Origin of the sequence: Flavobacterium sp. ZT3R18, assembly GCF_007097385.1 — a bacterium.
Lineage (GTDB): Bacteria > Bacteroidota > Bacteroidia > Flavobacteriales > Flavobacteriaceae > Flavobacterium.
Genome location: NZ_VJZS01000028.1, coordinates 14,381 through 31,146 on the forward strand (window position 1 = coordinate 14,381; position 16,766 = coordinate 31,146).

The following is a 16,766-nucleotide window of genomic DNA, read 5'->3' on the forward strand; positions in this document are numbered from 1 at the left end:
AAAACATGGCTATGAAGTATAGCCATGCTTAAAAGTAAAATGAAACTCGCGGTTAAATTTTAGATTAATATCTCATCAAGATCATCAGCTGTCTCTACTGCTAATTGATTTTGAAAAACTATAAATTTTAGTTTTTTTGAAACTCCAATGATATCCTGGGTCTTGTATAAATCCTGAATAGAAAATCTTGCATCAAAAGCCCTGTTTATTCTGTTGATTAAAACTGTGGCTTTTAAGCTGTTCCCGCCTAATTCGAAGAAATTATCGGTAACACCAATTTTGTCTAATCTCAGTATATCCTGCCATATCGCAACCAGGTTCTCTTCTATTTCATCGGTAGGAGCTATATATTCGAGTTGGATGATGTCTGCTGTGCTCACCGGCGGCAAGGCTTTTTTGTCGATCTTACCGTTTGGCGTAAGGGGAAGTTCTTCTAAAAACACATAATAACTCGGTAACATATACTCGGGTAATTCACGTCCCAGAGACAATCGAAGTTGTTGTTTGTCTACCCCTGCAGTGCTCACCAGATAACTAACAATAACAGGATCTCCCTGAACTGTTGCAGTTACCACGACACACTGATCGATGCCTTCCTGAGATTGTAATACCTGCTCGATCTCACCAAGTTCTACCCGATACCCTCTAATCTTGACCTGACTGTCTTTCCTGCCTATGTATGCGATAGTGCCATCGGGTAACCATTTGCCTAAATCGCCTGTTTTATATAACTTAGTTCCTTCTTTGAAGGGGTTAGAGACAAACTTTTCTGCAGTTAATTCTGGCTGGTACAAATAACCTCTGGATAATCCGTCACCGGAAATGCAGATTTCTCCAATGACACCCACAGGCTGTAAAGCCAAAGCATCTGATGCGATATAAAATTGAGTGTTGTCTATGGCTTTACCAACAGGAACCGAACTCTCGTAAGATCCTCTAACTCTGTAATAACTGCTATAGGTAGTATCTTCTGACGGACCGTATAAATTTCTCACCGCAATCCACGAATCTTTAAAATGATTGGCGATGCTCACCGGAAAAGCTTCTCCGGCAAGGTTAATTCCTACGGCATTCTCAAAAGAAACACCCTTTTCTAATAGTGTATGAATCACAGAAGGAACGGTATTAATCAGTACCTTTTTATCGCTGTCGATATAGTCTCCTATTGATAATCCGTTGGGTAGTAAGCGAATTTGCTTTCCAATACTCAAAGGATAGAAAAATTCATAGACCGATAAATCAAAACAATGTGAGGTCACTGCATACAGGATATCAAAATCAGTATCACTAAATTCTCTTTGTGACCAATGCAGCATAGCAGAAGCATTCTGATGGGTAATCATTACTCCTTTGGGTTTGCCCGTAGATCCCGAGGTGTAAATAATATACGCCAGATTGTCGGAACTAAAAGATACCTGCGGAAGTGAAGTCGAAATAGGATCTGATTTTCTAAAAGCAGATAAAACTGCCTCGTCTATCGTTACTTTACATTTACTATCATCCTCTATATAGGCAATACGTTGGGCCGGGTAATTAGGATCGATCGGAACATAGGCACATCCTCCTTTTAAAACAGCCAGTAAAGAAATAAACAGCCATTCATTGCGATCTAACTTTACCCCTACTAAATCTTCTACATCTAAGCTATAGTTACTTAACAAATAATGGGACAGACTATTCGACAATTCATCCAGCTCTCTGTAAGTAAAACTTTTTCCATCAATTACCAAAGCAATAATTTCCGGGGTCTTTGCCGCCTGAGTTACGAATAAATCTACCATTGTAGTATCTGGATAGACAACTGTTGTATTATTAAAATCGTACAATAATTGAGATTCTTCAGAAAAACCTAAATAATTAAGTGTGGCTACTTTTTGATTTGGTCTTTGGGTTGCTTCTGTTAAAAAGGTATCAAAATGTGAAACCAAACGTTCTACAAAATCCAGCTCATAAATATCTGTATTGTATTCTATGTGCAAGGATAATTGACCTTGTTTCTCTGAAAATATAAAGCTTAAATCAAATTGACTAACCTTTCTTTGATATCCTTTAAAGGGTTTTAAAGTCAAACCTTCTATCTGTAAATTATCCGATCCAAATAAATCCTGTTGATTTTGTAATACAACCAAGACATCAAAAAGAGCAGATCGACTAGTATCTCTACCTAAACCTAATTCTTCTACCAGATTATCAAGAGGATATTCTTGGTGAGAATATGCATTTAATAAGGTTTCTTTTTGTATCGCCAGTAACTCTTCAAAACTTGCTGTTTCTTCAAAAGTTGTTCGTATAGCCAGTGTGTTCAGATAAAGTCCTATTTGATTTTCTAAATCACTGTGTTCTCTTCCTGCTATTGGAGTACCTAAAATAATATCTCTGGTATTGGCGTATCTGGAAAGTAATCCGTTTATCCCTGCCATTAAAACCATAAAGAGACTAGCATCATACTTTTCTGAAAACAATTTCAAATTTGCACTTGCTTCTTTTGAGAAATCATATGTGACTGAATCTCCAACATACGTCTTAACTTTTGGCCTCATTTTATTTGTAGGAATTTCCAATACTGGTATATCCCCGCTAAATACATTCAACCAATAATCTTCTGATATTTTTAATTTAGAGGTCTGATTTTCACTCCTCATCCAAGAGGCGTAATCTTTATATTGTATATTAGGTTCTAGTAAATTGATGCTTTTAGCATGAACCAAATTATCATAAATGGTTATCAATTCTTTACTTAATATCCCCATAGACCAACCATCACTAATAATATGATGCATATTAAAAAGTAATACATGTTTGTCTTCTGATAATCTTATGAGATGTAAACGCACTAAAGGCGCTTCTCCTAAATCAAATTGATGTTTATAGCTCTCAACAACTCTTTTTTCTAAAGCCGTCTCTTGATCTACAACCTCACTATAATCAAAACAATCAATTTCAAAATCAATAGCTGAAGCATCAACAATAAATTGACGTACTTCTCCTTCATCATTTCGTTTGAAAAATGTTCTTAAGATTTCATGTCTGGAAATTACAGTTTTAAATGCTTCTGTTAAGTTCTCTACATCCAGAAATCCTTCCAGTTCAAACGAACCTGGAATATTATAGGCCTCATTACCACCTTCAAACTGACTTAATATCCATAATCGATGTTGCGACGATGTTAATACATAATTTTCTTGATTTTGTACTTTGGGGATAGCCGTAAAAGCTGCGGTTTCTAATCTGGAAATGATCCCTGAAATGGTAGGATTCAAAAACACGTCTTTTACACTTATTTGATATCCTAATTGACGATTGATTTTATTGGCTACTAAGGTCACCTTTAAGCTATGTCCGCCTAACTCAAAAAAGTTATCTGTTATTCCTATAGTCTTGATTCCTAATATTTCTTCCCATATAGCTGCTAATTCTTTCTCTAAGGTCGTTGTAGGAGCTACGTATTTTTGTTGAACAATATCATCCATGCCCACTGTCGGCAATGCTTTCTTATCGACTTTACCATGAGAGGTTAATGGAATAGATTCTACCTGTACATAATAACTTGGTATCATATAATCCGGCAAGTGATTACTCAATATCGAACGAAGTTCCTGTTTGTCCAATTGTTTTTCTCCAACCAGATAAGAAACAATCACCTGGTCACCTTCTATCTCCTGTACAACCACAACACATTGACTAATATTATCCTGAGACAATATAGCATGTTCGATTTCTCCTAATTCTATACGGTATCCTCTTACTTTTACCTGATGGTCTTTACGTCCTAAAAACTCTATACTACCGTCGGGCAGCCATCTGCCTAAATCGCCTGTTTTATATAACTTAGCTCCTTTAATGAAGGGGTGGGGAACAAACTTTTCTGAGGTTAAATCTTCGTTATTTAAATATCCTCTGGACAGGCTAGTTCCTGAAATACATAATTCTCCAAAAACGCCAATAGGTTTTAAGGCAAGATCATCTGATAAAATATACAGCTCACTATTCTTCAATGGCTTTCCTATAGAAATAATATTTTTCTCTAAATCACTCTTATCGACCTTACGCATGGTAGCGCTAATGGTTGCTTCTGTAGGTCCATACTTATTATAGAAATCTGCAACCTCAATCATTTTTTCAGCTAAGTTTTTGGAGCAGATCTCTCCTCCGGCAACGATTCTTCTTAGTGTTTTACAAGACGAAAGATGGGCTAAATGGGCTAAATAACCGGGTGTAGTATGCAGGTGTGTTATAGAATATTCCTGTAATGCGTTTATAAAATCAACAGGATCAATAATACGATCTTTTGATACGCCTATGAGCGAGGCTCCATTTAACAAGGCTAAAAAGATTTGTTCCATAGAGGCATCAAAAGCGGTGTTTGAAAATTGCAAGACACGCTCTGAACGATCAAACCCAAATTCTTCTGTCTGGTTTACAATATAATTTACTAAACTCTTGTGTTCAATCATCACTCCTTTAGGATTCCCTGTTGAACCTGAAGTATATATTACATACATCAAGTTATTTGAGGCTAGAGAAATTCTAGGTAATGTAGTCTCATAATTGCCCTGACGGGACCTAAAGTCAATTAACAGACGCTCGTCAATTACAACTTTACAATTACTGTCTTGTTCTATGTAAGTGATTCTTTGTTCTGGGTAACTAGGATCTATGGGAACATATGCACCTCCGGTTTTTAAGACTGCTAATAATGATATGTAGATCCACTCACTGCGGTCTAACTTTACTGTTATCAGATCCTCAACTTTAATATCAAAGTTGTTTAATAAATAATGCGCCAGTTGATTAGAAACATCATCCAGTTCTATATAGGTTAGACTTCTGTTTTCAAATATCAGGGCAATTGCATCTGGTGTTTTTGCAACTTGTTCCTCAAACATAGAAACAGCTGTCTTATCTAAAGGGCAATTCGTTTTTTTAGAATTAAAGTCATGCAAGAGAATCTTTTTTTCTGATTCAGGTATGTAATCTAATACAGCTAAAGATTGCGCAGGATTTTCAACAAGCGCCTCCAGGATCTTAAGGTATGCTTTTAAAACGCACTCCATAGTGGCGTATTTAAAGATATCTGCATTATAATCCCATTCAACTGAAATTCTTCTGTCTGGTTTATTTTCTGTTAAAAAATCTGTTTGTTCGTATACTGTATTTACAATAACACTGATATCAAATCGCGATGCCTTATTATGTCCTTTTAAAATTTCTATATCGGCATCCAGCAGCGACATACTTTGTACAGGAACATTAACAAAACTAAACATGTATTGAAATAATGGATGCAGGTGTAAACCTCTTTCAGGATTTATTCTTTCTACCACTTTACCAAAAGGTGTATCATCATATGTATAGGCATCAAGGCAGGTTTCTTTCACCTCGTTAAGAATATCTGTTAAACTGTCATCGCTGCTAAATGTTGTTCTTAGTGCGATTGTATTTACAATCATCCCTAAAACCTCCTGAAATTCTTTAAAACGTCTGTTTGCTACGGCAGTCCCTACACAGACGTCTGTTTGACTACTAAATTTATAAAGGGCTATTTTAAAGGCTGTAAGCATCGTGATAAACAATGACACATCTTGTTTTTCAGAAAATTGTCGTAATCTTTCAGAAAAATCTAATGAAAAAACATGTTCTATAGTGCCGCCTTTTTTTATGGAGGTTTCAGCTCTTTCATAATCTAAAGGCACTAACAATTCGTTTGAAAAACCTTCAAATTTGTTTTCCCAAAAGTCTAATTTCTCGTTGAGAACACTGTCGGTAAAAGTGTTTTTCTCCCAATAAGCATAGTCTTTAAAGGTAACTTCTGGTTTCTTTACCTCAAAATCAGGATTTCTTTTTAGTTCGTTATAGATATCAACAAAATCTCTGAATAAAATTCCTTGAGTCCATCCATCTAAAATTAAATGATGTTCACAAAATATAAGAACACTTTCCTGGTCTGAAAACTTTAATAATTCTACCCTAAAAAGAGGTCCTTCTTCTATTTGAAAAGCATGACTTTCTATTCTTTCTAGACAATCAGCAATCACTTTTTCCTTGTTTTTCTCTTTTATATCTGTATAATTGATAACAGGAATGGTATAGGAGTATGGAGATAGTATTTTTTGATAAGGCACTCCATCCTGATTAACAAAAACTGTTCTCAAAATCTCATGTTTCTCTATAAGCTTTGAAAACGTTTCTTCGAGCGTAGTAACCTCAATAAGTCCATTGAGTTTCATAACTCGAGAGACATGATAGGACGTATCCGTATTATCTAACTGATTTAAAAACCACAGCCTGTCTTGTGAAAAAGACAAAGGATATAATTCCTGATTAGGAGCTATAATATTTTGGATTTTTTTCTTATCTAAAGAAGGAACTAATTCACTTATCTCTTTAATCGTGGGAGATTTGTAAAAATCTCTTAGTGGCAATTCAATTCCTTTCTGATCTCTTAAACTGCTGATAAATTGATTCGCGAGTAATGAATGTCCTCCTAATTCAAAAAAACTAACCGTAACATCAACCTGATCCAGTCTTAATAATTCCTGCCAGATCGCTGCAATCTCTTTTTCTTCGTCTGTTGTTGGTAATTGAACCGCTTCTTTAATGTTTATGGTTTTGGGTTTCGGTAAACTCTTTACATCTATTTTTCCATTAGAAATTAAAGGAATAGCATCCAGGACTACAAAATGCGTAGGAATCATAAACTCCGGTAAATGGGCTTTTAAATCAATTACTAATGAAGCGATATTAATGAAAGATTCATTTGCAACTAAATAAGCAATCAGAATAGGCATACCTCCGACTTCATTTATACATACATAACTGTCTACGATATATGCATTTATTTTTTGTATTGCCTGCTCTATTTCCCCTACTTCAATACGATATCCCTTATAACTTAACTGGCTATCTTTTCTGCCATGAAAAATTAAGTTATTGTCTATACCCCACTTCCCTAAATCTCCGGTTTTATAGATACGTTCCCCATCAATGTTTATAAAAGCATTATCTGTCAATTCTTTTTTATTCAAATAAGAAACTGCCAGACCTGTGCCAGAAAGTCCAATCTCTCCTATAGCCCCTTTAGGTAATATTCCCGTTCCATCCAGAAGATATACTCCCCTGTTTGTAATAGGTTTTCCTATAGGAAGTACAGTATCGGTCTTACTAACTTTGTAATATGTCGCACACACCGTACTCTCTGTGGGTCCATACGTATTATAGACGTTATAAGTATCTATAAGTTGATCTACTTGATGCGGTTTTAGAGTATCTCCTCCACTAATAAGTGTTTTAAAATTTAAATGATAGTTTTTATGGTTATCATTAAGATATTGTAAAACAAAAGGATTGGTACTTAATAAAGTAACTCCAAATCGATCACAATCTCTAAACAATTCATTAAAATCCTTAGTATCAGAAGCAATTACTAAATTCCCTCCTATGGATAGAACAGGAAAAATCTCTTCTATAGAAGTATCAAAAGCAGTAGAGGCTTGTTGCAATACAATATCCTTTTCAGTAAGGTTGAAATAATCACTAAATGTCAGAATATAATCATATAAGGATCGATGATTAATAACAACACCTTTAGGATCTCCTGTTGAGCCCGAAGTATAAATAATATAAGCTTCATCTTCAGGTTTCAGAGGAACGGGACTATATTTTTCTATTGATGTATACTCTTCCAGAATACTGTCTATATTACATTCTCTTTCTTCTGAAATAGAATGAGAAAACGAATCCGTTAAGATAAAATCCAACTGAGCATCTTTTATGATATATTGTTTTCTTTCGTCTGGATATACATCATCAATAGGCACATAAATAGCGCCTGTTTTTAATGTGGCAAGAATTCCAATAATACTTTTTTCTGATCTAGAAAGCATTACACCCACTTTATCACCTTTTTTAACACCTCTAATCTGTAGGTATGAAGCTACTGTGTTTGCATATGTTTCAAGAGTTTCATAAGTCAAAAAATTTGTTCGATAGGAAACTGCTGTTTTCGAAGTATGGTTGACTAGCGACGTATTCCAAAGATTTAAAAATGTCTCTTCCGGTCTTTTTAGCATAGGCCCTTTTGAAATTGTTTCTATTTCTTTTAATTGCTCTTTACTAGAAATTTGAATCTCTGCTATAGGAGTATCTTTAGTCTCTTTTAATTGAGTTAATACTTTTCTAAATGATGTTATAAGTTGATTTGCTTCAAATTTTGAAACATATCTTTCATTTATATCAAATCTAAAACTAATATGCCCATTTATATCCTCAAAGACATGTATAGAGATCGGATCTTCTTCACTATCATTAGATAATGGATGTATTGTAGATTTATTTCCTGCAAATTCAGATTCATATTGCATACGCTCATATGACAATCTTACATCATAAAGCTTTGAAGCTGCCTGAGGGAGATTTCGTAATATATCTGCCTGCTGAAAACGCTGATGTCTGTAGCATGTAAAAAGTGTGCTTTTAATCTCTTTTATAAAATCACTTAAAGATGAAGCTGTTTCTAAACTAATTTTTAATGGTAACAGACTCAGGAAAGGACCAAAAGTACGTTTTTCAACGGCATTTTTTCTGTTTAAAATGGGCATTCCTAAATTAACTTCGCTTCTATTATAATACTTTGATAATACAATAGAAAAACATCCTAACAGCAAATGAAAAATACCCAGTCTTTCTGTTTTTACAAACTCCCATAATGCTTCATTTTCTAGTTCAGTAAGCGCTATTTCTATATTGCAATGGCTTGTTGATTTATTAGTGCCTGTATATATTAAAGAAGGTAAATTTTCATATCGCTCTAACCAAAAGTTTTTGTCATTAAAAAAATCATCAGAGGCTCTATATGCATTGTCTAATGCTATAAAAACTTCGTAAGACATTGTATTTTTTTCTATACATAAATCATCATATGTAACGTCTGTAGCTAATTGCTCATAAATCCTTTTTACTTTATTATACAATAACTGAAACGAGAAACCGTCAGATATGATATGATGAAGTTTCGAATACCATATATAAGATTCAGGAGCTATTTTAATAAGCCACATTTTATAAAACTGTTTATCGTTCTCTATATCAAAAGGAATTACAAAATCTTCTTCTATCATCTGAATCGCTTTTGCTTCATCTGATTCTTCTATATAGGATAATGCTAAATCTCTATCTGCTTCCTGAAGACTATATACAGGGAAACCACTCTTTTCTACAAAAACAAAAGAAAAGATATCATTCTCTCTAATCAGAATATCAAATGCCACTTTAAAACGTTCAACATCAACACTTCCATTAATAAATGCATAGCCGCCAATGTTGTATTTTGGTGACTCACTCTCTAGTATCTGATCAAGCCAGATGTATTTCTGTACGCTTGTAACATTATTTTTCATCAGTCTGCTTTTTTTATAATTTAGATAAATATTGAAAAGGGAACGTTATTGTAATATTTTGATTTGTAGAACCATAAGAATAACTATCTTATGGTTAACTATATGACAAATTCATATTCTATTAGTTTGAAAATAAAAACCTAAAAACTACGCCTGTGCAAAAACGTTTTCTGTTTGATTAGATAAATAAGATAAAGGAACTATTGCCGATATATTCTGGCGTAAAGAACTCAGTCTTACACTAATTCTATGCTGATTATCGATTCGGAACACTTCGCATTCAAGACCCGATAATTCGCCATGCTCAATTTTAAGTCGATCCCCGATTTTGGGAAGTGTTGTAGTAATCTGAACATCACTAAAATCCTTTCCTTCCACAAGAAGCCTTATTTGAGAGATCTCATTTTGGGAAACACGTCCATATTCACCTCCAAAAGACAAATAAGAACATCCGCTGTCTACGGTTAAAACATCATGAAAATCTTTATTGGATCTGATGTTGACAAAAACGTAACTGGGAAATAATGGAACCTGGATTTTTTTGGTTCTGTCACTCCATTTTCTGATGCTGGTTGCCATGGGAAGAAAAGCCTCAAGTTTTTTTTCCATTAACTCTTTATAGACCTTACTTTCATGTCTATACTTTACGTAAAGAACATGCCAACCTTGTTTTCTTTCCATAATTTTCAAATTTTTCATGACCGGATATAGCTGCGCTGTAACCAGTCACATGGTTATTTATTTAAGAGGTAACTTTGGTAATGATGATTTTGATTTAATTCTCAAGGAAATATACTTTTGCGCATTTGAAACTTTCCCGGCAAAGTATTTCGCTTTTTGAGAACTTTGTAAAAACCAATAAACGAACAACTTATCTTATTTTTACTGGAGCAAACTTACAATACAGAATTCCACATCCTACTACACCAAAGTGTAGTTACGATTATCACCATTAAATACTACCCAATTGTGTAGTTTGCAGGTTTAGGCCGAAAGTCCGAAGGCTTCTTTTGATGAAACTAAATTCTTATTCTCGTTATAGAAATCGATTAGCCCATGGTAGGACATAGATACAGGGATCGTTTCAGAACCCAGGTATTCAATAGATTTCCCTACAATTTTCGCTTTAATTCCCATTAGCTGCAAAACACGCAACAGTTTAGCATCTATCTCTGCAAAGGCAATATTATCCTTATGACCACAGATTGGCGCAATAGCACAAACCAGCAGCTTTTTAAGCAAGTTTATGTCACGAACTCCTTTCTTAATGGCAAAACGCCCGATATGCCATATTTCATTAATAGGATTCCCATCAGTACAAACGAAAGGATTAATGCCAAACATTTTCTGAATAGGCAATGGGTTAACAAAATCCCATTTTAATACCCTAATGGTGCCTATTAAATCATCAAGGTCGTTTTTGAAAATGAATATTTTCGAATTCTCTAAGAATCCCATCTCTTCCTTGTAAACAGAATCAATATCATTTTGATAATTATCTGAAAATACTTCATTTGCATGATGATTGAAATTTTCTGTCACTACAAATTTTGACATATGAAAGATGTCATTTTGACTAATTTCTGAGCGGTGGTTTTTTGCGAGTTTCATAGTATTTGTTTTCTCCAAAACTATTACCACAATTTACCCATTACACTACACAAAATACTAGTTCTCAATAATTTGAACAAAAACTACCCTTAAGTGTAGTTTAAAAAAAGGCTTACTATTACAAAAACATCGAGTCAAAAACGAACGGACATTCCTATCGAATTGAAGTTTAATTCGCATAGAACTATTTTTTTTTAATATCATATCTCCAATTTTTCCTATATTCACACCCTGTTAAAAAATATAGTGATATGGTAATTGAAAACGACTTTTTTTCATCTAACAACACAGTTCAAAAAATTTCCGAAGATGAAACACTTAAACTTGGAAATTATTTAGAATTAGTCAAGGCATTTGCAAGAACCACTTACAGCAGTATCTACATCATAGATTACGAAAAAAAGGGCTTTGAGTATGTGTCCGAAAACCCGTTATTTTTATGTGACCATACCCCGAAAGAAGTTCAGGAATTAGGCTATGCCTTTTACTTCAAATATGTAGTAAAAGACGATCTGGATTTGTTATTGAAGATTAACACCATAGGGTTTGATTTTTATCAAAATATCCCCATAGAAGAGCGTATACATCATACTATTTCATATGACTTTCGTTTAAAGAATCCTAGCGGGAAGACTTTTTTAGTGAATCAAAAATTGACTCCCGTTTTTTTAACCAATGACGGTAAAATCTGGAAGTCAATTTGCATTATTTCACTTTCCTCTGAACTGCAATCCGGGAACATTAAAATTTATAAAAAAGGAGAGAACAAAATATTCAGCTATGACCTGGAAGGAGATTTTTGGAAAATATTGAAAAAAATAGAACTCACCAGCCGCGAAAAAGAAGTATTGCAGTACTCCATCAGAGGCTTTACAATCGCAAATATGGCAGAAAGCATGTTTGTTTCTACAGATACAATCAAATTTCACAAAAGAAAACTATTCACCAAGCTGGGCGTAGGAAATATTGCAGAAGCAATAGCTTACGCCACCAGTAACAAATTGATTTAGTAGTCTATACTTCCTCTTCAATAATTGTTGACCTGCTACTAACATGACTCTTTTATAAAAAAGCGTTCCATTTGAGGAACATGTTTTGAATATAAACAGTTTGAGGTCGGTACCTAACCAAATATTATTTCTTTATGGCAAATATTATCTGCCTTTACCATCCTTTTGATTAAATTGTTAAATATTGTGTCTTTGCTTTGAGAACGGTTAATTCGGTAGCAAAACTCGTCAAAATAGCGATTGATATTTTTCTCGCTTACCCAAGAGTAGGTCGTTCTTATCCAAGATTTCACTTGATGAATCATTACATGCAGAGCTTTAAAGTTCGCACCTTTATCACTTAATATTTGTGTTAAATCATAATCTTTAGCAATTGGATTGTAACCTCTCCATTTGTCGGTAGTGATTTTTGCTTCTTTATCAATGTGTTTATCGAACATTTTACGCAATGATTTAGCAGAATAATCTGGAATTTGAAAGGTATAAAAACGCTTCACTTTTCCATCATCCGTAAGTTCTACAGCACATACAGCTTTTTTCTTTAGACTGTCGTAACTCCTTCCAGGCTTGCCTTCTTCGTAGCCACCAACTATTCATCAACATTGACAATACCTTTCATAGGAAAATCTTCGCTAGATTTCATTGCCTCTCGAACTTTTTGCATAAACATTCTTGCCGTTTTTTCTTGAACTCCAAAACGAACTGCCATTTGAGATGCAGAAAGACTTTTTGTGGTTGTAGCCATTTCAAAACAAATGAAAAATGCTTTTCTTAATCCAAATTTTACTTTATGGAATAGGGTATTAGCCATAGCCGATTCGGTATCACTACAAATATTGCAAGTTCTTGCATAATCTTTACGAATTTGACTTTTGGTATGGCTACATTTTCTGCAAACATATTGCTCCGACCATTTGATATTTGAGAGGTATTCTCTACAATCTTGATCGCTAGTGAAGCGTTCAGTAAACTCTATGAGGTTTTGACCTTTGAATATTTCCATTTTTCCTATGTTTTATAAGACTTTAAAGACATGAAATTAAATGCCTACCTCAAAAGAAAGTAATGAAAAACAAATACTATGAAGATTTCAAAACATTCAAAACTACCATAGAAAAATTCTTTGAAAATTTTGACCAGTATAATAATCAGCTATTAACCCTATTAAACTTTAAATTCGGAATTATTAAAGCAATTCAGTATAACCATACTTTCTTAAATTACAAAAAAGGCTCTGTTAAGCGGTACTTGTATGAAAATAAAACCAAGCCTACTTTTGATTTGATTCCGTGCCTTTCAAAAAGGGCTGAACGATAGGCTTCGATTGATTTTACAGATAATCCCATGATATCAGCCATCTGTTCATAGGTAAATTCCCTTTCGTCGCAAACCAGTTTTAAGAAACTCAGTTCTCTTTCGGAGAGTAAAATATGCTCTTCCTCTTTTTTGGCAGGGGCACTGTAATTTCGAATTCGTTTGAGTATTTCTGAAATATTGTTGTATCCGATTTGGGTTATATTGTCGATGGCAAATTTTAAATCGCCGGCACTACAGTTTTTATGTAAAAATCCCCTCGCACCGTGATGATATCCGGTATTAATTACCTCCTCGTCAAAATGCTGTGTTAGAAGCAGGACCTTGTATTCTTCCTGTAACCCTTCTAATGCCTGTAATACTTCTATCCCATTCATATTGGGCATTGAATAGTCGAGAATATACATATCGGGTTTAGGCTCTAAAGGCAGGGCTGCCAAAAAATCATCTCCATTGTCAAACTCCTGAATCACCTTGTAGTTACTGATTTTATGCAACAGTTCCTTTAGACCTTGCCGCACAATTGCGTGATCGTCTATTATACATATCGTAGTCTGTTCCATAATTAGTTTATTGTTTTTCCGAAAGTGTGATTTTAGTCCCCTCGCCTATGCCTGAATTAATATCCAAATTATAATTTATAATTGCTGCCCGGTTCACCATATTCTGTATTCCTAAAGTGTAGTTGCTGTTTTTAACTTCCATAGCGTCGAATCCTTTTCCGTTATCACTTACATTCATTACAAAATAAGGATCTGTCTTTATATGAATATTGATTTGTGTTGCCTTGGCATGTTTGAAACAATTATTGTTAATTTCCTGGAAAATACGGTAAATCACTATTTTTTCATCGGCACTGAATTCTTTTTTTATCTCGTCCTCAATACTGCAATTGATTTTCGTTTTTGGATTTTTTCGTAAGCGTTCCACTTCTGTTGTTATGGCTTTTAAAATATCCTGTCGTAACAGCAGCTGATTGTTTAACGAGTGACTGATATCACGAATTGATTGGGATAGACTTCCCACTGATTGTGTCAAGGGTTCCAATGTTTCTTTAAGTTCAGGAGTATCCAGTTTAAGGTTTTCCAATTGCAAATTAATGTAAGTGAGCTGCTGTCCGGCATCATCGTGAAGATCCTGCGATATGTTATTCAACACCTGTTCCTGGGTTTCCATGATGGTGGTGTTGAGTGTTTTCTGAAAACTAAGGTCTTTTTCGTAGATCACCTTGGTGTAGTTCTTTATTTTATGGATATAAAGCTTTACCAACATGACACAAAAAAGTACTATAAGACTAACGAAAAGCAAGCCGATAATAATTCCAAAAGCAAGTTTATGTGTCATTTTTCAAACGTTTTTCACGATAAATATAAATGGCAATAAGTATATAATAGACTGTATTTACAAAGCAACCTATAAATCCGTAAAGATTCATGCTCCCAAAAATAATGGTAGAGGACAATACATAACTCTTAAATCCAAAGATTGCGCTCAATCCGAAGAAAAAAAGGACAGGCGCAAATAATACAATATAATCGTTTGAGGTAAAAAAGGGAAAATTCTCTTTCTTCAACTGAAAAAAGCTCTCATATATAAATAGGACCAGATAGATGAAAGCCCCTAAAATGAAGGTATAGTAATTGAACATTTCATGACCTTCAAAAAAGAACAAATTAAAAATGGAGAACGAGATATAACTCACTATCACGCCGCTAACCAAACCGTGATAATGAAAATATTTAGACAGTAGGAACAGCCACAGACTGTTGTGAAGTATCGTAGTTACCGTGTAAAGTAAGCTGATATCCATTTTTTTAAAGAGAAGAAACAATGCCATTAATTCATTCAGAAAGGAGATAAATACAATGGCAAGCAGAATTCTGTGTGTGCTTTTTTTCGGGTTATGATGTAATAAAACAACTGCAAAAGTTATAAAAACCAATACATTGGTATAATTAAAATAAGAAGGTATTTCTTTAAGAAGCATTGCAGTTGTTTTTATTGTTATTGATTATAAAGCAAATATTGTTTCATAATCAACAATTGGCGGAATATGTGAAAAATTAAAATAGCTGATGGATCTGTTTTCTGTTTGAATCGTAAAAACCACGGTTCTTTTGCTAGAATCATCTAATATTTTAAATTCAAAAACACTTTGATCATCTAAATATTTAGATGCTATTGTTCTTAGCAGCGGGAATGAAAAACAGTTCTTTTCAGCATCAAAAGGAATTAAATTTACCGCAATCTTATCGCCATCTACATAGAAACTTACATATTTATTGTACTTTTCCGTGTTAAAATCCCCCTTCTTAACAGTAATTTGCTTTTTTATGTCTTTTAATTGTAATGTAGAGTGGACTGGCAAGTTGTCTATATCCTTTTGTAAATCTAGATCTGTAATTGTGTGTACACATTCAATACAATCTGACGTTAATTCGTAAGAAATAAAATCCTGGTTTTCTACCAGCCATGCCGGGAAATTCTTAGCCACGATTTTGGTTAGATCAATTTTTATTTTTTTCTGATTAATTGACTGTGATGCAGAAAAATATTTTTTATTTTTTAGTTTCCAATTATCGCGTTCTGGAAATTTAATAGTATCAATATCTATAAAAATTAAATTACTGCATTGCTGAGCATTTTCTTTTACTGATATCGATTCCTGACTGATTTCTGATTCATTAGTAATTAATGAAAGAATGATTGGTGTTGTTTTTTTCATGTTTCAAATATTTTAAGTTGTTGATTAATTCTTCACAAAGTTTGTTTTTTGACACTGAGTACCCAATAGGTAAAACCCTATTCTGCGAAGTGATTTCCCCTACCCCCTTTACAATCAAGCTAAACTACCACTTTTTTCTTAATAATTATTATGTTTTGCGCACTGATTACTCATTAGGCAAAAAACCGATACCCACTAGGGTTTTACCTATCGATAGGATTTTGAAACCACAATACCTTTGGAATGAACAATTCTTAAAAAACACAATTATGGCACGAGAAATTAAATCAGCAAAAGATACCGAACTTATCGATTCGGTTGAAAGACCAAGTAATTATAAAGAGCGCTTGGTAAAACTAATTCCTTCCGAAATTATAGCCGCTTATGTTACTATTTATGGTCTTGTCCAAGCTTTTAACGGGGGAAATAAAGAAAAATTATTATGGATCGTAATCGTTATTCTAATTATAATAACCCCCGTTTATCTGATAAAAGTATCCAAGGTCACCAAAAAAAGTCAATTACTGTTCTCTACAATCGGTTTTGTAATCTGGGTGTTTGCCACGGGGTCTCCAGCTCCTAAAATTTTAGAATTTCCACCAGAATCCCTTGCTTCCATAGTACTTATAATTCAAACGTTGTCTATTCCTCTCTTTTATAAGGGGTGAGACAAATATTTATCCAAAAATGCAAAAATATCAAAAATAAAAA

General features: G+C 33.9%; 9 protein-coding genes and 1 pseudogene. 2 read left to right on the plus strand and 8 right to left on the minus strand.

What is annotated here, in order from left to right:
• Positions 1-59 precede the first annotated feature (59 nt).
• The 3 genes from FNW52_RS18930 to FNW52_RS18940 form a co-directional block, all read right to left on the minus strand.
• Entirely contained in the window at positions 60-9,395 is a 9,336-nt protein-coding gene (locus tag FNW52_RS18930; protein ID WP_143379039.1) for a non-ribosomal peptide synthetase, read from the minus strand.
• Between the two features lie 147 nt (positions 9,396-9,542).
• Complete coding sequence (locus tag FNW52_RS18935) at positions 9,543-10,094, minus strand: UpxY family transcription antiterminator (RefSeq protein ID WP_370511578.1); 552 nt, start codon at positions 10,092-10,094, stop codon at positions 9,543-9,545.
• 285 nt (positions 10,095-10,379) lie between these two features.
• Positions 10,380-10,952 (minus strand): hypothetical protein, encoded by a 573-nt coding sequence (locus tag FNW52_RS18940; RefSeq protein WP_143379041.1) that lies wholly within the window; start codon positions 10,950-10,952, stop codon positions 10,380-10,382.
• Between the two features lie 305 nt (positions 10,953-11,257).
• Between FNW52_RS18940 and FNW52_RS18945 the strand changes: the two genes are divergently transcribed.
• Positions 11,258-12,016, plus strand: a complete 759-nt coding sequence (locus FNW52_RS18945) for a response regulator transcription factor (protein ID WP_143379042.1) — start codon at positions 11,258-11,260, stop codon at positions 12,014-12,016.
• 113 nt (positions 12,017-12,129) lie between these two features.
• Here FNW52_RS18945 and FNW52_RS18950 read toward each other — a convergent pair.
• From FNW52_RS18950 to FNW52_RS18970, 5 genes and pseudogenes are all read right to left on the minus strand, one after another.
• A pseudogene (locus FNW52_RS18950) lies at positions 12,130-13,019 on the minus strand (IS1595 family transposase).
• Between the two features lie 217 nt (positions 13,020-13,236).
• The gene (locus FNW52_RS18955) at positions 13,237-13,893 is read right to left on the minus strand and encodes a response regulator transcription factor (RefSeq protein WP_143379043.1); all 657 of its coding nucleotides are present in this window, start codon (positions 13,891-13,893) and stop codon (positions 13,237-13,239) included.
• A gap of 7 nt (positions 13,894-13,900) precedes the next feature.
• The gene (locus tag FNW52_RS18960) at positions 13,901-14,674 is read right to left on the minus strand and encodes a sensor histidine kinase (protein WP_143379044.1); all 774 of its coding nucleotides are present in this window, start codon (positions 14,672-14,674) and stop codon (positions 13,901-13,903) included.
• Entirely contained in the window at positions 14,664-15,317 is a 654-nt protein-coding gene (locus FNW52_RS18965) for a hypothetical protein (protein WP_143379045.1), read from the minus strand. Before FNW52_RS18965 ends, FNW52_RS18960 begins: the two co-directional genes overlap by 11 nt.
• 24 nt (positions 15,318-15,341) lie before the next feature.
• Positions 15,342-16,055 (minus strand): hypothetical protein, encoded by a 714-nt coding sequence (locus tag FNW52_RS18970; protein WP_143379046.1) that lies wholly within the window; start codon positions 16,053-16,055, stop codon positions 15,342-15,344.
• Positions 16,056-16,324: 269 nt separating this feature from the next.
• On the opposite strand from FNW52_RS18970, the gene FNW52_RS18975 reads away from it, so the two are divergent.
• Positions 16,325-16,723, plus strand: a complete 399-nt coding sequence (locus FNW52_RS18975; RefSeq protein ID WP_143379047.1) for a hypothetical protein — start codon at positions 16,325-16,327, stop codon at positions 16,721-16,723.
• The last annotated feature ends 43 nt before the right edge of the window (positions 16,724-16,766 follow it).